Origin of the sequence: Pseudomonas typographi, from assembly GCF_014694385.1 — a bacterium.
GTDB classification, from domain to species: domain Bacteria; phylum Pseudomonadota; class Gammaproteobacteria; order Pseudomonadales; family Pseudomonadaceae; genus Aquipseudomonas; species Aquipseudomonas typographi.
The window spans coordinates 1-15,137 of the sequence record NZ_JAAOCA010000029.1 but is presented as its reverse complement, the minus strand read 5'-3'; the positions used below and the strand labels follow the sequence as shown (position 1 = coordinate 15,137).

The 15,137-nt window shown below is 62.7% G+C and carries 14 protein-coding genes; 9 read left to right on the top strand and 5 right to left on the bottom strand.

Going from position 1 to position 15,137, the window contains the following annotated elements:
- Positions 1-244 precede the first annotated feature (244 nt).
- The 3 genes from HAQ05_RS20595 to acpA all read left to right on the top strand — a co-directional run bounded on the left by HAQ05_RS20595 (position 245) and on the right by acpA (position 4,038).
- Positions 245-550 (top strand): DUF6482 family protein, encoded by a 306-nt coding sequence (locus HAQ05_RS20595; RefSeq protein ID WP_190424008.1) that lies wholly within the window; start codon positions 245-247, stop codon positions 548-550.
- A 105-nt stretch (positions 551-655) separates the two neighbouring features.
- Positions 656-2,104: a glycine betaine/L-proline transporter ProP gene (proP, locus tag HAQ05_RS20590; protein ID WP_190424006.1), complete on the top strand. Its 1,449-nt coding sequence runs from the start codon at positions 656-658 to the stop codon at positions 2,102-2,104.
- A gap of 233 nt (positions 2,105-2,337) precedes the next feature.
- Positions 2,338-4,038, top strand: coding sequence for an acid phosphatase (gene acpA, locus HAQ05_RS20585; protein ID WP_190424003.1), 1,701 nt, complete (start codon positions 2,338-2,340; stop codon positions 4,036-4,038).
- On the opposite strand, the gene HAQ05_RS20580 is transcribed toward acpA, so the two are convergent.
- The gene (locus HAQ05_RS20580; protein WP_190424002.1) at positions 4,019-4,717 is read right to left on the bottom strand and encodes a TerC family protein; all 699 of its coding nucleotides are present in this window, start codon (positions 4,715-4,717) and stop codon (positions 4,019-4,021) included. The genes acpA and HAQ05_RS20580 overlap by 20 nt on opposite strands.
- Positions 4,718-4,862: 145 nt before the next feature.
- On the opposite strand from HAQ05_RS20580, the gene HAQ05_RS20575 reads away from it, so the two are divergent.
- Positions 4,863-5,804: a 2-hydroxyacid dehydrogenase gene (locus HAQ05_RS20575; RefSeq protein ID WP_190424000.1), complete on the top strand. Its 942-nt coding sequence runs from the start codon at positions 4,863-4,865 to the stop codon at positions 5,802-5,804.
- Between the two features lie 12 nt (positions 5,805-5,816).
- On the opposite strand, the gene HAQ05_RS20570 is transcribed toward HAQ05_RS20575, so the two are convergent.
- On the bottom strand, positions 5,817-6,416 hold the full coding sequence (locus tag HAQ05_RS20570) for a D-Ala-D-Ala carboxypeptidase family metallohydrolase (protein ID WP_190423998.1): 600 nt from the start codon (positions 6,414-6,416) through the stop codon (positions 5,817-5,819).
- Here HAQ05_RS20570 and HAQ05_RS20565 point away from each other — a divergent pair.
- On the top strand, positions 6,415-7,578 hold the full coding sequence (locus HAQ05_RS20565) for a hypothetical protein (protein WP_190423996.1): 1,164 nt from the start codon (positions 6,415-6,417) through the stop codon (positions 7,576-7,578). The genes HAQ05_RS20570 and HAQ05_RS20565 overlap by 2 nt on opposite strands.
- Before the next feature lies 1 nt (position 7,579).
- On the opposite strand, the gene can is transcribed toward HAQ05_RS20565, so the two are convergent.
- On the bottom strand, positions 7,580-8,218 hold the full coding sequence (can, locus tag HAQ05_RS20560) for a carbonate dehydratase (RefSeq protein WP_190423995.1): 639 nt from the start codon (positions 8,216-8,218) through the stop codon (positions 7,580-7,582).
- Between the two features lie 143 nt (positions 8,219-8,361).
- Here can and HAQ05_RS20555 point away from each other — a divergent pair, with 143 nt between their 5' ends.
- On the top strand, positions 8,362-8,772 hold the full coding sequence (locus tag HAQ05_RS20555) for a serine kinase/phosphatase (protein WP_190423993.1): 411 nt from the start codon (positions 8,362-8,364) through the stop codon (positions 8,770-8,772).
- A 3-nt stretch (positions 8,773-8,775) separates the two neighbouring features.
- On the opposite strand, the gene rimI is transcribed toward HAQ05_RS20555, so the two are convergent.
- Together rimI and HAQ05_RS20545 are read right to left on the bottom strand one after the other, a co-directional pair.
- Entirely contained in the window at positions 8,776-9,225 is a 450-nt protein-coding gene (gene rimI / locus HAQ05_RS20550; RefSeq protein ID WP_190423991.1) for a ribosomal protein S18-alanine N-acetyltransferase, read from the bottom strand.
- Complete coding sequence (locus tag HAQ05_RS20545) at positions 9,218-9,985, bottom strand: energy transducer TonB (protein WP_190423989.1); 768 nt, start codon at positions 9,983-9,985, stop codon at positions 9,218-9,220. Before HAQ05_RS20545 ends, rimI begins: the two co-directional genes overlap by 8 nt.
- Before the next feature lie 137 nt (positions 9,986-10,122).
- On the opposite strand from HAQ05_RS20545, the gene mksB reads away from it, so the two are divergent.
- The 3 genes from mksB to mksF are packed head-to-tail and all read left to right on the top strand — an operon-like array spanning position 10,123 to position 14,922.
- Positions 10,123-11,403 carry an Mks condensin complex protein MksB gene (gene mksB / locus HAQ05_RS20540; protein ID WP_190423987.1) on the top strand — a complete coding sequence of 427 codons (1,281 nt, stop codon included), beginning with the start codon at positions 10,123-10,125 and terminating at the stop codon, positions 11,401-11,403.
- Positions 11,393-12,094, top strand: a complete 702-nt coding sequence (mksE, locus tag HAQ05_RS20535) for an Mks condensin complex protein MksE (protein WP_190423985.1) — start codon at positions 11,393-11,395, stop codon at positions 12,092-12,094. The genes mksB and mksE overlap by 11 nt, the downstream gene beginning before the upstream one ends.
- Positions 12,091-14,922: an Mks condensin complex protein MksF gene (mksF, locus tag HAQ05_RS20530; protein WP_190423983.1), complete on the top strand. Its 2,832-nt coding sequence runs from the start codon at positions 12,091-12,093 to the stop codon at positions 14,920-14,922. The genes mksE and mksF overlap by 4 nt, the downstream gene beginning before the upstream one ends.
- The last annotated feature ends 215 nt before the right edge of the window (positions 14,923-15,137 follow it).

Sequence of the window (15,137 nt, the reverse complement as noted above, 5' to 3'; positions counted from 1 at the left end):
CAAGCGCAGGCTTTTATTGATTGGCTTTTAAAACAAGGGGTTAAAAAAATTTGCCGCGCGGCCTTCCGTGCAGAATGCAGGATCACCGGCAATGCCATACGGTGTTCTGCAACCTTCGTGGCGGCTTGAATGGCAAAGCTCAATTGCGCCCAGGGCTGATACGCAGTGGGATGAACTTGCCCCGGCCCGCGGTTTCACACTGAGTAGAGCGCGGCCCAGCGGGTGCCCGCAGCGGAGATAGGCAATGGACCTGAAAGCACTGGCAGCGCGTATCAAGGCAGGCGAAGTGGCCGCCCTGGAACTGACATCGGTCGAGGGCGGCTCTTACGTGCTGCACGCTCAGTTGGGCAGCCAATTGGAGCCTGTGCTCAACGCGCAGCGGCAACCCTTGCATGTGGCTTCGGTAGAAGAGGCCCGTAAAGTGCTGTTCGATGTACCTGAGGTGCCGTTCTTCCTCGTGCAGCGCGCGGCGCACGATGAGATGGTCGGGCAAGATGACACCCACACGGGCGCAGCGCGCGAACCGATCAAGCTGCGCTCCAGTTTGTAGACCCTTTGGCGCAGGTTTTTTACCCCACCGAGCCCCCTGCGACCCGCCCATCGCAGGTGCAATGCGCCACCGGGGCCTAAGGGCTGATTGCAAGGAGAGCGCACCATGGCCAAGCCCCATCACCCCCACTTCGGCTGGTTCAAACGCCGCCACGAGGTGCAGCCCAGCGACCTCACCATCATCGACAATGCGCTGCTCAAGCGCGCCGTGGGCGCGGCGGCCCTGGGCAATGCCATGGAGTGGTTCGACTTCGGTGTATATGGCTACATTGCGGTCACTCTAGGCAAAGTATTCTTCCCCGAAGGCAACGCGGCGGCGCAACTGATCGCGACCTTCGCGACCTTTACCGTGGCGTTTCTGGTCCGGCCGCTGGGCGGGCTGGTGTTCGGGCCATTGGGTGACACCTTCGGCCGGCAGAAGATCCTGGCCCTGACCATGATCCTGATGGCCCTTGGTACATTCAGCATCGGCTTGATTCCCAGTTACGCCAGCATCGGTATCTGGGCACCCGCGCTGCTGTTGCTGGCGCGTGTGGTGCAAGGGTTCTCCACGGGTGGTGAGTACGGCGGTGCCGCTACCTTCATCGCCGAGTATGCCACCGACCGCAACCGCGGGCAGATGGGCAGCTGGCTGGAGTTCGGCACCTTGGGCGGCTACATCGCCGGTGCCGGCACGGTGACGCTGTTGACGGCCCTGCTCAGTGCGCAGCAACTGCTCGATTGGGGGTGGCGCGTGCCGTTTTTCATCGCCGGGCCGCTGGGCCTGTTTGGCCTTTATATGCGCCTGAAACTCGAGGAAACGCCAGCCTTCCAAGCACACAACCAAGCGCAAGCGGCGCAAAAGGGCGATTCCCCCGGCCATACCCTGCGCGAACTGTTCACCCTGCACCGCCGTGCGCTGCTCAAATGCGTGGGGCTGGTGCTGGTGTTCAACGTGACGGACTACATGCTGCTCACCTACATGCCCAGCTACTTATCGGTGACCTTGGGCTATGCCGAAACCAAAGGGCTGTTGCTGATATTGATCGTGATGCTGGTGATGATGCCCTTGAACGTACTGGGCGGGTATTTCAGCGATCGGCTGGGCCGCAAACCCATGATCATCGGCGCCTGCGTGGCCTTGCTGATACTGGCCATTCCTTGCCTGAAGCTGGTGGGCAGCGGCCACGACGGTTTGATCTTCCTGGGCCTGATGCTGCTGGGCATTGCCTTGGTGTGCTTCACCAGTTCGATGCCCTCTACGCTACCGGCACTGTTCTACACACCGGTGCGCTACAGCGCGTTGTCGATCGCGTTCAATGTGTCGGTGTCGCTGTTTGGCGGCACCACCCCCCTGGTAACCGCCTGGCTGGTAGAGAGAACGGGCAACCCGATGATTCCTGCCTACTACCTGATGGGCGCCGCGCTGGTGGGCATCCTGACCATGTTGACGGTGCGCGAAACCGCGGGCAAACCGTTACGCGGCTCACCGCCTGCGGTGAACAACGAAGCGCAAGCCAAAGCCTTGTTGGACAGCGATGCGCCATTGACGGTCGACAAGCGCCCACCGGGCTAGTGGGATGCCTCAGAAGTTGGCTGCACAAGGCTGGCGGTACCCTTTTGCTGCCAGTTCCAGCTATGCGGCCCCTGCTCGCCATCGCCCTGCAATGGCATGCCCTGGCGCCTTGCCCATCGGCAACATCTACACGCCCCTTCTTTTGCGAAATTCCGAAACAGTGTGATCATGATTTCGTCATATGGCGGTGCTAGCGTCGCGCGCAACCCTCAACCACCGCGCCCGGAGCCTCCATGAGCCGCTCGCCAGACGATGAAACGCAACCCAACCCTCTGCCGCAACCGCCCTGTAACAGCCGCCGCCGGTTTCTCGGCGGTATGGCGGTGATGGGTGCCGGCGCTACGTTGGCCGCCTGCGGCGCCAGCGACGCACCGACGCCGCCCGAAAGCCAAGCACCGCAGCGCACACTCAGCCCGGCACAACTGGACGAAGCCCTGCAAGACAACGTCAAGACCGTGGTGGTGATTTACGCCGAGAACCGCAGCTTCAACAACGTATTCGCCAACTTCCCTGGCACCGAGAGCCCGCTGGCCGGCCTGGCGAGCAACGACTACCAGCAACGCGACCGTGACGGCAGCCCGCTTGCAGGCTTGCCCCCGGTATGGGGCGGCACCTGCCAATTGGGCCCGCAAACGGTGGAAGGCGTGACCTACCCCACCGGCACGCAATACCAGCAAAACCTGCCCAACGCCCCGTTCGCGCTCAAAGGGCCGAATGGCGAAGACCTTCCCTTTGGGGTAGTGACCCGTGACCTTTGGCACGTGTTCTACCAGAACCAAATGCAGATCAATGGTGGCAAGAACGACATGTTCGTCGCCTGGGCCGATGCCGGCGGCCTGCCCATGGGCTACTACGGCCATAGCCAGTACGCGATGCACCTGTGGGCCATCGCCCAGGACTTCGTGCTGTGCGATAACTTTTTCCAGGGCGCCTTCGGCGGCTCGTTCCTCAACCACCAGTACTTGATCAGCGCAACGGCGCCACGTTACCCGAATGCCCCGCATTCGGTGGCCAAGGACCTGATCGCCACGTTGATGAGCGACGACCCGGCCGACCCGCGCCTGCGGCCCTTGGATAAAAGCCCGGCCAGCGCCATGCAGGGGCCGCCACAATTTGGCCCCAGCGCCCTCACCCCAGATGGTTTCGCCGTTAACACCATGGCCCCGCCCTATTGGCCGACCTGGCTACGCGACCCCGCCAACCCGGGCTATTCCCAGCCCAACTTGCCTAACGTACTAGTGCCGCAAAACCACGAGCACATCGGCGACAAGTTAACGAAAAAGAATATCGATTGGGCGTGGTACGCCGGCGCTTGGCAGGCAACCATCGAGCAGTTCAAGGACTCCACCGGCATCCCGAAAATCCCGAACTTCCAATACCACCACCAGCCGTTCAACTACTTCGAACGACAAGGCCCGCAAAACCCCACCGAGCGCCGCCGGCGCTTGCGTGATGGCGGGCTGGGCGATGACCCGGCCACCAATACATTCCTTGCCGACGCTGTGGCCGGGACGCTGCCGCCAGTGACCTTCTACAAGCCCCAAGGCAACCTCAACATGCACGCCGGCTATGCGGATGTAGCCTCGGGTGACCGGCACATTGCACGCATCGTCAAGACCCTGCAGCAAAGCCCACAGTGGAAGAACATGGTGGTGGTGGTCACGGTAGATGAAAACGGCGGCTGGTGGGACCACGTGGCGCCGCCGAAGGGCGACCGCTGGGGCCCTGGCTCGCGTATTCCGGCGTTGGTGGTATCACCCTTCGCGCGCCATGGCACGGTGGACCATACCGTGTACGACACCGCGTCGATCCTGCGCTTGATCACCCGGGTGTTTGGCCTGGAAACGCTCGACGGCCTGAAGGCACGCGACCAAGCGATGATCGCCCGTGGGCAACCGCCGATGGGCGACCTGACTAACGCGCTGCGCTTCTGAGTTGGCGGGCGCGGTAACGCGCCATCGCCAGGCCCAGCAGCACCACCAGCGCTGCCCCCGCTGCGCTGGCCAGGTAATGCTGCCAAGGTTGCGCCGGCGGCAGCCAGCGTTGCAGCGCAGGGTCGGCGATGGCCATGCCGCCGGCGATCCAGCCGATCAACGCACCGCCAAACACCACCACCGCGGGAAAGCGATCCATCAGCGCCAGCACCACACGGCTGCCAAGTACGATGACTGGAATACTGATCAGCACGCCGGCCGACACCAAGTACAGGTTGCCCTGCCCGGCGGCGGCGACGGCTACCACGTTATCCAGCGACATCACCGCATCGGCCACGATGATCGTGCGAATCGCGGTGATCAGCTTCACCCCTCCATCGATTTCGCTTTCAGCGCTATCCTGGTCGCCGATCAGCTTGGTCCCCACCCACAGCAGCAACAGCGCCCCGCCCAGCTTCAGCCACGGCAGCGCCAGCAATTGCATGGCGAAGAACAACAACAACACGCGTAGCGCGATGGCACCGACCATGCCACCCCAGATCGCCTTTTGGCGCTTGGCCACGGGCAACCGCCGGCACGCCATGGCAATCACCACGGCGTTGTCACCGCCCAGCAGGATGTCGATAGCGAGAATTTGCAACAGGGCGGTCCAAGCACCTGCGTCGGTCAACCATGTCATGAGCGATCCTTGGAAAAAAAACGGCGCAACAAAAGGCTGTGACCTTCGGCGCGGCAAATGAATTCAACAGTGTTTAGCTTGCACACCGCGTGCCGAGGCGGTATTTAGGGCAGCCACATTGTGTGTTTATTTAGGAGGCGGCCCCATGAGCGCAACGGTACTGGTGCTGGTGGAGACCATCGGCGATTACCTGCCGGTTCTCGAGAACGCCGGCTTCGAGTTGATCCTGGCGACAACGCCGGCTGCCCGAGCAGAAGCCATCCAAACTTATGGCAAGGATATCAGCGCGGTGCTCACGAGGGGCCCCCTGGGCCTGCGCGCCGACGAAATCGACGCGCTACCGCGGCTTGAGATCATCACGGTGATCGGCGCCGGCTACGAGCACGTCGACCTGCAAGCCGCCCGCAAACGCGGCATCGTGGTCACCAATGGCGCCGGTGTCAATGCCTCGGCCGTAGCCGACCATGCGATGGCCCTGCTGTTGGCCGTGGTCCGCGACATTCCGCGTGCCGATGCGTCGGTACGGCGCGGCGAATGGAGCAAGGTGATGCGCCCCTCGCTTGCCGGCAAGCGCCTGGGTGTGCTCGGCCTGGGCGCCGTGGGCATGGCCATCGCCAAACGCGCCGGGCTGGGCTTCGGCATGGCGGTGAGCTACCACAACCGCCGGCCGCGGCCGGATGTGGAATATCGCTACCACGCCACCGCCGAGGAACTGGCCGCTGACAGCGACTACCTGGTCATCGCCACGCCCGGCGGCGCCGATACCCAGCAATTGGTCGGCGAAGGCGTTATCAGCGCACTGGGCAAACAGGGTTTCATCGTCAATATCGCCCGGGGCAGCGTGGTCGATTCCGCGGCCTTGATCGCCGCGCTGCAACAACGGCGTATCGCCGGCGCCGCCTTGGATGTATTCGATGATGAGCCCAACGTACCCGACGCGCTCAAGGTGCTCGACAACGTGGTGCTGACCCCCCATGTGGCGGGTTTGTCGCCAGAAGCCGTGCAGGCGACCGTGGAGATGGTCGCCAAGAACCTGCTGGCCTACTTCTCCGGGCGCCCCGTCTTGACGCCGGTACCCGGGTTTTGATTACAAGCGCTATTAACGGCACCAGGCACTGGCCCGGCTGTAGTCCTCGCCCCAAGTGCGGTAGCCGGCGGTGTCGATATGGATACGCCCAGAGGGGTAACGCGACAGGCCCATCTGCCATGGCTGGCCGCGGGCCTTCCAGAAATCGCATAGCCCCGGCGCGGGTTGCTCCAGCCACAGGTCTACCGCGTACGCTCGGGTGTGGGCGCTGTGCGCCGAACCGCCGGCGCAGTGGTTAAGGCGCGCATCGCGGTACGCCGAAACCACCTCGAAGTGGCCGACCACCTCGGCGGCCTGCAGCGCCTTGAGTAGCATCAGCGTGCGTTTAACCGCCGGCCAAAGCGCCTCGGGGGGTACGGCGAAAGGCTCGGCACCGCAGCGCTGCCAGTCACTGGCACTGCGCAACAGCTGATACAGCGGTGCCACGTCGCCTGCACCTTGCGCCCGCAGGTACTGCTCGAACGCACGCGTGTCATGGCCGCTCTGCCAGGTACGCCACTGCGCGGCATCGCGCGCCTCGCCGGGCACCTGGCCGAACGCGGCAGCGGCCAGTAGCAACAGCGTAGCGATTACGCCATGATGGCACTTCACCGCTGACAAGGAGTTGCCCATGTTGAAGAAGTCTCCTGTGGTTGCTGCGCTCACCCTGGCTTTGGCCGCCGGTGCCCAAGCCGATGCGCAACTGGACTTGGGCAACCGCGAACGTGTCACGCGCCTGTTCGCCTTCCCCAACAATTGCAGTGTGATCTGTTACCGCAATTGGACGCTGGAGCAAACGGTAGAGCACTACCTGACCCAAAGCGTGCAGCGTGACGGTTACGCGGCCGCCAAGGTAACGGTAAGCGCCAACGGCGATGAACTGCAGGTCACTATCAGCGGGGTGCCGGCCGGCTATAGCCAGCCCCTGGCGCAGTTGCTGAAGGCCGGTGACCTGGCCTACCAGGGGGCCGCCAAGCTTAACCAAGCTGGCGGCTGGGCATACGACTGGTATTTCTTTCTGCCGCTGGGCATGGCCCTGGAGAACCGCAAAAGCTTGGAGCTGCTGCACTTCCCACCGGATTATTCCCTCACCCAGGCGCAGGATTATCTCGAATCGAAAACCACCGACCGTTGGGACACCCTGCTGGTACAGAACGGGGTGGATAAGACCCTCACCGCGCAATACCAGACCATCGTCGACATCGCCCCCATCGCCGCCCCGGCCAGTGCCGGCGACAGCTTGGCCAAGACCTACGACTACTTCACCGCCTACCAAACCCAAATGGTCCAGCAGATCACCCAGGGCCAACAAGGCACAAGCCTGCCCGTGGTGGCCTTTGGCGCGCCAGTGCGCAATTGGGTCAAGCAGCAGTACGGGCAAACGGTAGCGGTACTGGGGCTGGTTACCATCGCCCCAACGCAAGGGCAAAAAACCCCGGTGCTCGGCGCCAACCACCCCAGCTACATCTGGTATGCGGCAGACCCCGCGACCTACAACGGCGACGAGCAAAAAGCCGACCGCATCGGCTTGACCGTGATGGGCCAAGACCTCACCGCCGCTTGCTGGCAAGCAGCAATCGGCCGCACACCTGGGGCGGACCCACAAGCAACGCTCAGCGCCTGCGGCAACAAGTGGCAGGTAGCACAGAGCAGCCAAACCTGCGAGCTGTTCTATGAAAGCATCCGCAACTTACCCCCTGAGCAAGCCCAAGCCAAGTGCACCACGGCGCCGGCCAAGGCGGCCCAGCGCCAGCTCAAGCAGCCGATGCCGCTGGATGCGCCGGCCGACCGTTAAGCTATTCCAATGGTCGCAGCCGGTATTGCGCAGGTAACTGCTCGATACTGCTGATGTTGGTGTCGAGGCTCTTCCAGCGGCCATCCTTGATACCGTAGATGCACCCATGGATAGACAACGCCTGGCCACGGTGCCAGGCGTTCTGCACGATGCTGGTATGGGCCACGTTCGACACCTGCTGGATCACGTTCAATTCGCACAGGCGGTCGACTTGTTCCTCTTCGCTGGGCAACCGCGCCAACGTGTGCCGGTGAACGTAGTACAGGTCCCGAAGGGTGCGCAGCCAGCCATCGATCAGGCCGAGCTGGCGGTCTTGCATGGCCGCCCGCACGCCGCCGCAGCCGTAATGGCCGGTAACCAGGATATGCTTGACCTTGAGGACGTCCACCGCGTACTGGATCACTGACAGGCAGTTGAGGTCGGTGTGCAACACCACGTTAGCCACGTTACGGTGCACAAAGAGGTCGCCGGGCAGCATGCCAACGATTTCGTTGGCCGGCACGCGCGCGTCTGAACAACCGATCCAAAGGTACTCGGGGCTTTGCTGGCGGGCCAGCTTGGCAAAGAACTCCGGGTCTTGCTGGGTGATCGAAGCGGCCCAGCGGGCATTGTTGTCTAGCAGTTCCTGCAAGTCGTGCATGGTGGGGCCTCTGATAGGGTGCGCTGTTATGACTGCCTGCCAACGCGCAAGGTCACGCGGTGGCCAGCCCCTGCTAATGATTGAATCTCCCACCGGGGTGCCTGTCCACCCCTTATAGGCAGATGAAGACAGGAGACTGCGCGATGACCCGACCACAACGCCCACTGAATGCCGAAGAGCCTTTGCCGATCGACGATGACAACGACCGTATGGGCTCGGTACACCCGTTGGACTTCGATGACACCGACGAGCCCAGTGGCAAGATCGGCGATGAGCTGCCAGCCGACGAGCGCGCCCAGGAACTCAGTGCGCAACGCACCCGCGAAGCCGGCATGACCGGTGCTTCGACCGATGACCACCATAACACCGAAGATGATTTGGCACCGGAGGTGCTGATACGTGAAGATGGCGCCCGCTCATCGCAAGAGCGCGGCAAAGGCAAGCCTGCCGACCGCGACCTGAGCGAGGCGGACTCGGACCACATCGGCGCCGGCCACGGCTTCGACGAGGAAGAACTTGCGCATATCAAGCCGTTGGACGGCAAACCCGAGTAGCGTTCATAGCAAGGTGCAGGCCATTACGATGGCATCTTCGCGGCCGCCGGCGGCCGGGTAATAATCCCGCCGCCGGCCGATTTCATTAAAGCCGTAACGCTCATACAGCCGGTAAGCCACTTGGTTGCTGGCGCGCACTTCCAGGAAACATTCCTTGGCGCCGCGCTCCAGCGCCCGCGCCATCAACTGTTCGAGCAACTTAAGGCCCAAGCCTCGGCCTTGGCTTTCAGGCTTTACCGTAATGTTGAGCAAGTGCGCTTCGTCGATGATGACGTTGATCACGCCATGGCCGACCTGCTGCTGGCCGTCGAATATCAGCCATATTTCATAAGACTTAAGGCCATCGACGAATATCCCGCGGGTCCAAGGGTGGCTGTAAGCCGCGTATTCGATTTTCAGCACCGCGTCCAAGTCTGCCTCGGTCATGCGGCGAAACGCCAGGTGTTCACTCATCAAGCAGTTCCCAGCGCGGCATCATACGGCGCATCGAGTGCCAAACGGCCGCTTTACGTTGCGGCTCGTCCATTAAAAGTTCAAGGCCCGGTAGCGCCCAGGCGCAGCCCAGCCCCTCCAGCGGCCAATCATTGTAAAAAGCGCTATCGTCGGCACCCGCGGCGTAACGCAGGGCAGGCAGGCCCACAAGCCACAAGCAGGCACAGGGTTCGGCCTCATACTGGGCAGCAACAAAACCTTGCACGAAGTCTTGCGCGGCCTGCGGCCCTTGGTCGAGGTTGCCGCGGGCCAGCAGCGGCCAGCGCACCGGCTCGCCGATAAGCCGAGGGGCATCGGGTAGCCCGGCGGCACGTAGCAGGTCTTTGAGCAACAGGTATGCTGGGTCGCGGCTTTGGAAGGCTTCCCCCGTGGGCAGCTCGACCAATAGCAGGCAACGCCCGGCACGCAGCAATTGCAGGGCAAAGCGCGGCGGCGGCGCAGGCTTGGCCACGGGCGGCGCCGGTTCGGTTGCAACCGCTTCGGCAATGGCGGCGGGCGCGGCCTGCGGGCGTGGCACCGCGACCTTTGGGCGTGGCCGCCCCGGTGGCGGCGCAGGCTTATCACCGCCTGGGCCCGGGGCTTCAGCCTCGCCCGGCGCCGGCAACCAAGGCTCGAGCAACTGCGGGCGCGACGGCGCGGCGAATGGCAGTTCGGCACGCGGCAGCCATTGCACGATTTGCATGGCGTTCAAGTAGGCGCGGCGGCGGGTTTCGGTCAGCACTGAAGCGGCCATCGGTTGAAAACGAAGCGCTATTCTAACCGCGAAAGCCGGCGCTGGGCACAGGCCGATCAGCAGCGCCGCGCAGTGGCCACCGATGCAGTACAATTCGGCCTTTTTCCGGCAATGAGCCCGCCCTCATGATCGAACCCAAGCGCGTCCTGCGCGCCCTCGCCGAACACTGGGCCTTGCTCGAGCCGCTGTGCGAACATTTCGACCAGGGCACGCTGGGCCTGGCCGAACTGCGCCAGCAACTGGCAAGGCAACAAGTAGGCAGTACCGCACAAGACATCACGGCATTGCTCGATGTGTGGATCCGCCTGGATATACTCGTGCCCGTGGCCAAAAGCCCCAACCGGTTCGAGCTCAACGCGCAGATCCACGACTTTCTGGCGTACCTGCGCCGCGAGCACCGCTTAGGCCTGTGCCTGGAGATCGAAGCCTACCTGCGCCACCTTGAACGCCTGGCCGGGCATATCCAGGACGCGTTCGATATCCGCGACGGCAACGACCTGGCCCGCCAGCTCCGCTTGCTCGACATGCGCGTGCGCGATGTGCTCAAGAAGCTGGCCAACGACGAACAAGCCCTGGTCGCGGTGGCCGAGCGGGCCAAGACCCACGACCGGCAAATCCCGTTGCGCCAACGTTACGCCGAAGTGCTGGCCACCTGGGATGAATACGTCGAGCCGATGATCCAATTGGTGCATGCCGATGGCGCCTTCGAGCAGGGCGTGCGCCAGGTCGAAACGGTGCTGCTGCGGCTGATGGGTGAGCAGCAGCGGCTAGGCCACTTGGTAGACGATGACATGCTGGTGCGTACCCATGCGCGCATCCTCGAAATGCAAACCAATGCCCAATTGACCCTGCGCCGGGCGCGTGAATTGCTGCTACCGCTACGCGAGGAGGCCCGCCGCCACAACGCCGTGACCCGTGGCGCCGCGTTGGCCTTGGCGGCCATCCGCCGCAAGGGGGTCGATGCGGTGCCTCAGGCAGCCATGCCGCTGTTCACCCGCCCACAGAGCAATTTTCTCGGTAGCGCGAGCCAGGTCGAGGCGTATGTATATGCCCTGGCTCGCTTCGAATCGAAACCGGCGCGCTTCCCCAAAGCGCACAAGGGCGCCCAACGTGGCGAACCCACCCAGGCGCCGCGCACGGTCAAGGAAATGCTCGAACGCTGCGAAGAGGCCCTGCCGCTGCCAGACCTGATGGCCTGGTTGCTGGATCAGGAGCCGCACGGCGCCACCGATGAGCTGCTGTATTGGTTTTCGCGGCTTTCGCGAGAAAAACGCTTTGTGCGTGAGCGCCTCGAACGGCGCGAGTACCTTACCCGCGAGCATCAGGTCAGCCTGCGCTCCTTCGCCCTGTTGGCCACCGCCCGCGCGGCGGCAGGCCCCAACGCGAGCCATCCCCATGCATCTTGATTTGTCCGAACTGAGCCAACTGGCGCCGATCTTCCGCGAACTGTTCAAAGGGTTCCACATCAGCCGCCGCGACACTGAGCTGTATACTCAACTGTCCAATTGCCAAGACCAGTACCGCGGGCTGTTCAAGGCCCTGGGCTTCGAGCTGGTGTGCGATACCCGCGGTTTCTATTACTTTGTCCCGGAGCAGGCCGCGGCACAGGTCAACAAAACGGCGCAGCGGCTGTCGTTATTTACGTTCATCCTGGTGGAGCACCTCGCCGACCAAGGCCGTGACCCGCTGGCGGTGCTCGACGGCGGCAGCCTAGGGCGCGAAGAGCTGCCGGCACTGCTGGAGAAATACCGCGACCTGTTCGTGCAAGCAGAGGTGCAAACCCAGGAAGAACTCGAAGAAAAGGTGATGCGCCGCCTCACCCAACTGGGCTTTGCCAGCGAGCAAAACGGCGTGTATCGCTTCTTGCCACCAATGCACCGGTTCCTTGACGTGTGCCTGGCCGTGCAGCAAGACCGCGACCTGGCCGCCAGTGTGCACAGCCACCTGCCGTTGCCCACTCCCAACCTGGTAGAACCCGACAGCGAGGAAGACGGTACCGAAGACCCGCTCGACCTGTCGCCGTTTAGCGAAGATGAAACGCAAGAAGAGGCCCTGGCCCGCGCCATTGCCGCCGAGAAACAGGAGATCGACGCATGAGCCAGGACCGCTACGGCATCCGCCGTTTCGCCCTGCTGAACACCGCCGGCTATAGCTTGGGGATTTTTCCGCTAGAGCAGCCCTTGTCGGTGTATGGTGCCAACAACCTGGGCAAGAGTGCATCGATTAACGCGCTGCAATTTCCCATCTTGGCGCGTATGTCCGATATGTCGTTCGGCAAGTACAGCCTGGAGCAGTCCCGGCGCTTTTACTTCGCCACCGACACCAGCTACATCCTGTGTGAAGTGATGCTGCCCCATGGCGCCCATGTGATCGGTTGCGTCGGCCGCGGCCCGGGCGGCGGTTTCGGCCACCAGTTTTTCGCCTATGCCGGCGAGCTGGACCTGGCCCACTACCAGAAAAACGACACGTGCCTACGCCAGAAAGAGCTGTTCGCCAACCTGGAGCGCGCGGGCCTGAAGGCCTACGAGGTGAAACCCGATGAACTGCGCCGGTTGCTGGTGGGCGGGCATACCTCTGTGCCCTTGGACCTGACGCTGATCCCCTTGCGCTCAACCAGCGAACAAAGCCTGAAAACCTTCCGTGCCTTGTTCATCAACCTGCTGCACATGCGTGAAATCACCGCGGCCAAGCTCAAGCAGTTGTTTTTGGATGCCTTCGAGCACAGCCTGCGTTCGGGCAGCGTCGACTACATCGCAGCATGCGAAGAGGCCTTCCGTGATGTGCGGCGCATGGAAACCGACTATAACGCGCTGGTTGCAGCCGGCCCATTGGTCGAAGCGCTGGCCAACGGCGTTAAACAGCGCGATGTGTTGCGCGGCAAGCTGCATCGCCTTTCGCCCCTGCTCGACAACCTGCTGGGTGCCTGGCAAGACTATGCCGGCGCGCGCCAAGATGAGTTGGCGATCCAGGGCGAGCATTACCGGCACGAGCAAGACGCGCTGCAAAACGACCAACGCGGCGGCACCCAGGAGCTGATGCGCCTGGAGCGCGAAATCACTGGCATTCAGCGCTGGCTGGGTGAGTTGGCGGTGCTGAAGAACCGCTTCGCCCTGGTGGATGACGTAAGGGTGTTGGAGCAACAGTTGCTGGCTGCCAAGGATGCCCACGACGAACTCGCCGGCGCCCTGGCCCAGTCGCGCCAATTCAGCGCAGAGGACCTTGATGAACGCGTAAGGGAGCTGGAGCGCCGGCTCAAGTCGGTCAAGCAGCAGCTGGAGCATGCCGACAATAACAGCTATGCGCGCCTGCGCGAGGAATTCTCCCAGCAAGACGTGGGGCGCCTGATGCGCTTGTTCAACGGGGCGTTGTTCAGCCTGCCGTTGGGTGAAAGCGGCATCGCCTTGGAAGAAGGCGATGGCTGGGTCAAGGCCGTCGAAGCCGTACTGGAGCACTTCAAGGGCGAGCGCTTCGAAGTGCCAGGGTTGAGCATCGACCTCTCGCATATAGAGCCACCGGCACTGCAGGCCCTGGCCGACCGCGCCGCCTTGCGCGACCAGAAAGAGCGCTTGGACAAAGAGCTGCGCCAGCTGAAAACGCAACAGGCGGTGGCTTCGGACCGCGCGGCCAGCAAAGCGCAAAGCGATACGCTGTACCAACAGGTACTGGATGCGCAAAGAGCGCTCGAAGATTTCCGCCGCGCCCAGACACTCTCGGCCGAAGAAGGCGATAAGCTGGAACAGCTGGCGCAGATGGAAGCCGCCCAGGATGAACTCAAGCGCTCCAGCGATGCCTTCACCGAGCGGGTGCAACAACTGTCGGCCAAGCTGCAATTGGTCGGGCGCCAGATCGCCGACCTTGAAGCCCAGCAGCGCACGCTTGACGATGCCCTGCGCCGCCGGCAATTGCTGCCGGCCGCCCTGCCCTTCGGCACGCCTTGGCTGGAGCCGGTGGACGACACCATGGCCAACTTGCTGCCATTGCTCAACGATTACCAAGACAGTTGGCAAGCCTTGCAACGCATAGACGGCCAAATCGAGGCCCTATACGCCCAGGTGCGGCTCAAGGGGGTGGCCAAGTTCGACAGCGAAGAAGACGAAGAGCGGCGCCTACAGCTACTGGTCAATGCCTATGCACACCGCCAGGATGAGGCCCTGACCCTAGGCAAGGCGCGGCGCGCCGCGGTGACCGACATCGCCCGCACACTGCGTAATATCCGCAGCGACTACGACAGCCTTGAGCACCAGTTGGCGCTGTTCAACCGGGAGATCAACCGCAAGCAGGTCTCTAACCTGCAAAGCTTTCGTATCGTTTTGGCGCCGAACAAGGAAGCGCTCAAGCACATCGACCAGATCATCCACAGTGCCGGCCAATACGAAGAAGGCGAAACGCTGTCGGTGTTCGACCTGAGCCAGAGTGCCGAGCAAGACAACAAAAACGAAGAAGCCAAAGAATACCTGGCGCGGCTGGTGGCTGCGAACCATAACCAGTTGGGCCTGAAAGACTTGTTCGAACTGGCCTTTGAGATCACCAAGGTCGGCGGCCAGCCGGTCATCCATACCGACATTGATGGCGCGGCGTCCAACGGCACCACCATGACCATCAAGGCCTTGACCAACATGTACTTGTTACTGCACTTGATGGACCGTGAGCAGGCCGGCCGCATCCGCTTACCCTACTACCTCGACGAAGCCGCCGACATCGACGAACGCAACCAGGCAGCGCTGTTGGAAACCAGCCTGCAGTTAGGTTTTACCCCGATCCTGGCAAGCGTTAAGCCGCAAGTGTCGGCACGCGTTGCCATCGACTTGGAAGGCGGCAGTGGCCCTAACGGGATTTACATCGACGAGGCCGATTGGAAGTTCATTCGCCGCCACGATGAGGGGCAGGCCGTGGATAACCGGGCGCTGGTGGACGAAGAGGCCTGAGGCCAGGGTATACAAATAACCGTGCCGCCCTTGGGTGGCGCGGTTATTTTTTGCCTGCGCTGCAAGGTCCTGCCGCGTGGCCTTGCCCTGCAATGCGGGTTGAGCAAGGCCCCACAAGCCCGTAAAAGACAAAACCCCAACCGCGTGAGCGATTGGGGTTCTGTGGGTTTGAATCTTGACGATGACCTACTCTCACATGGGGAAACCCCACACTA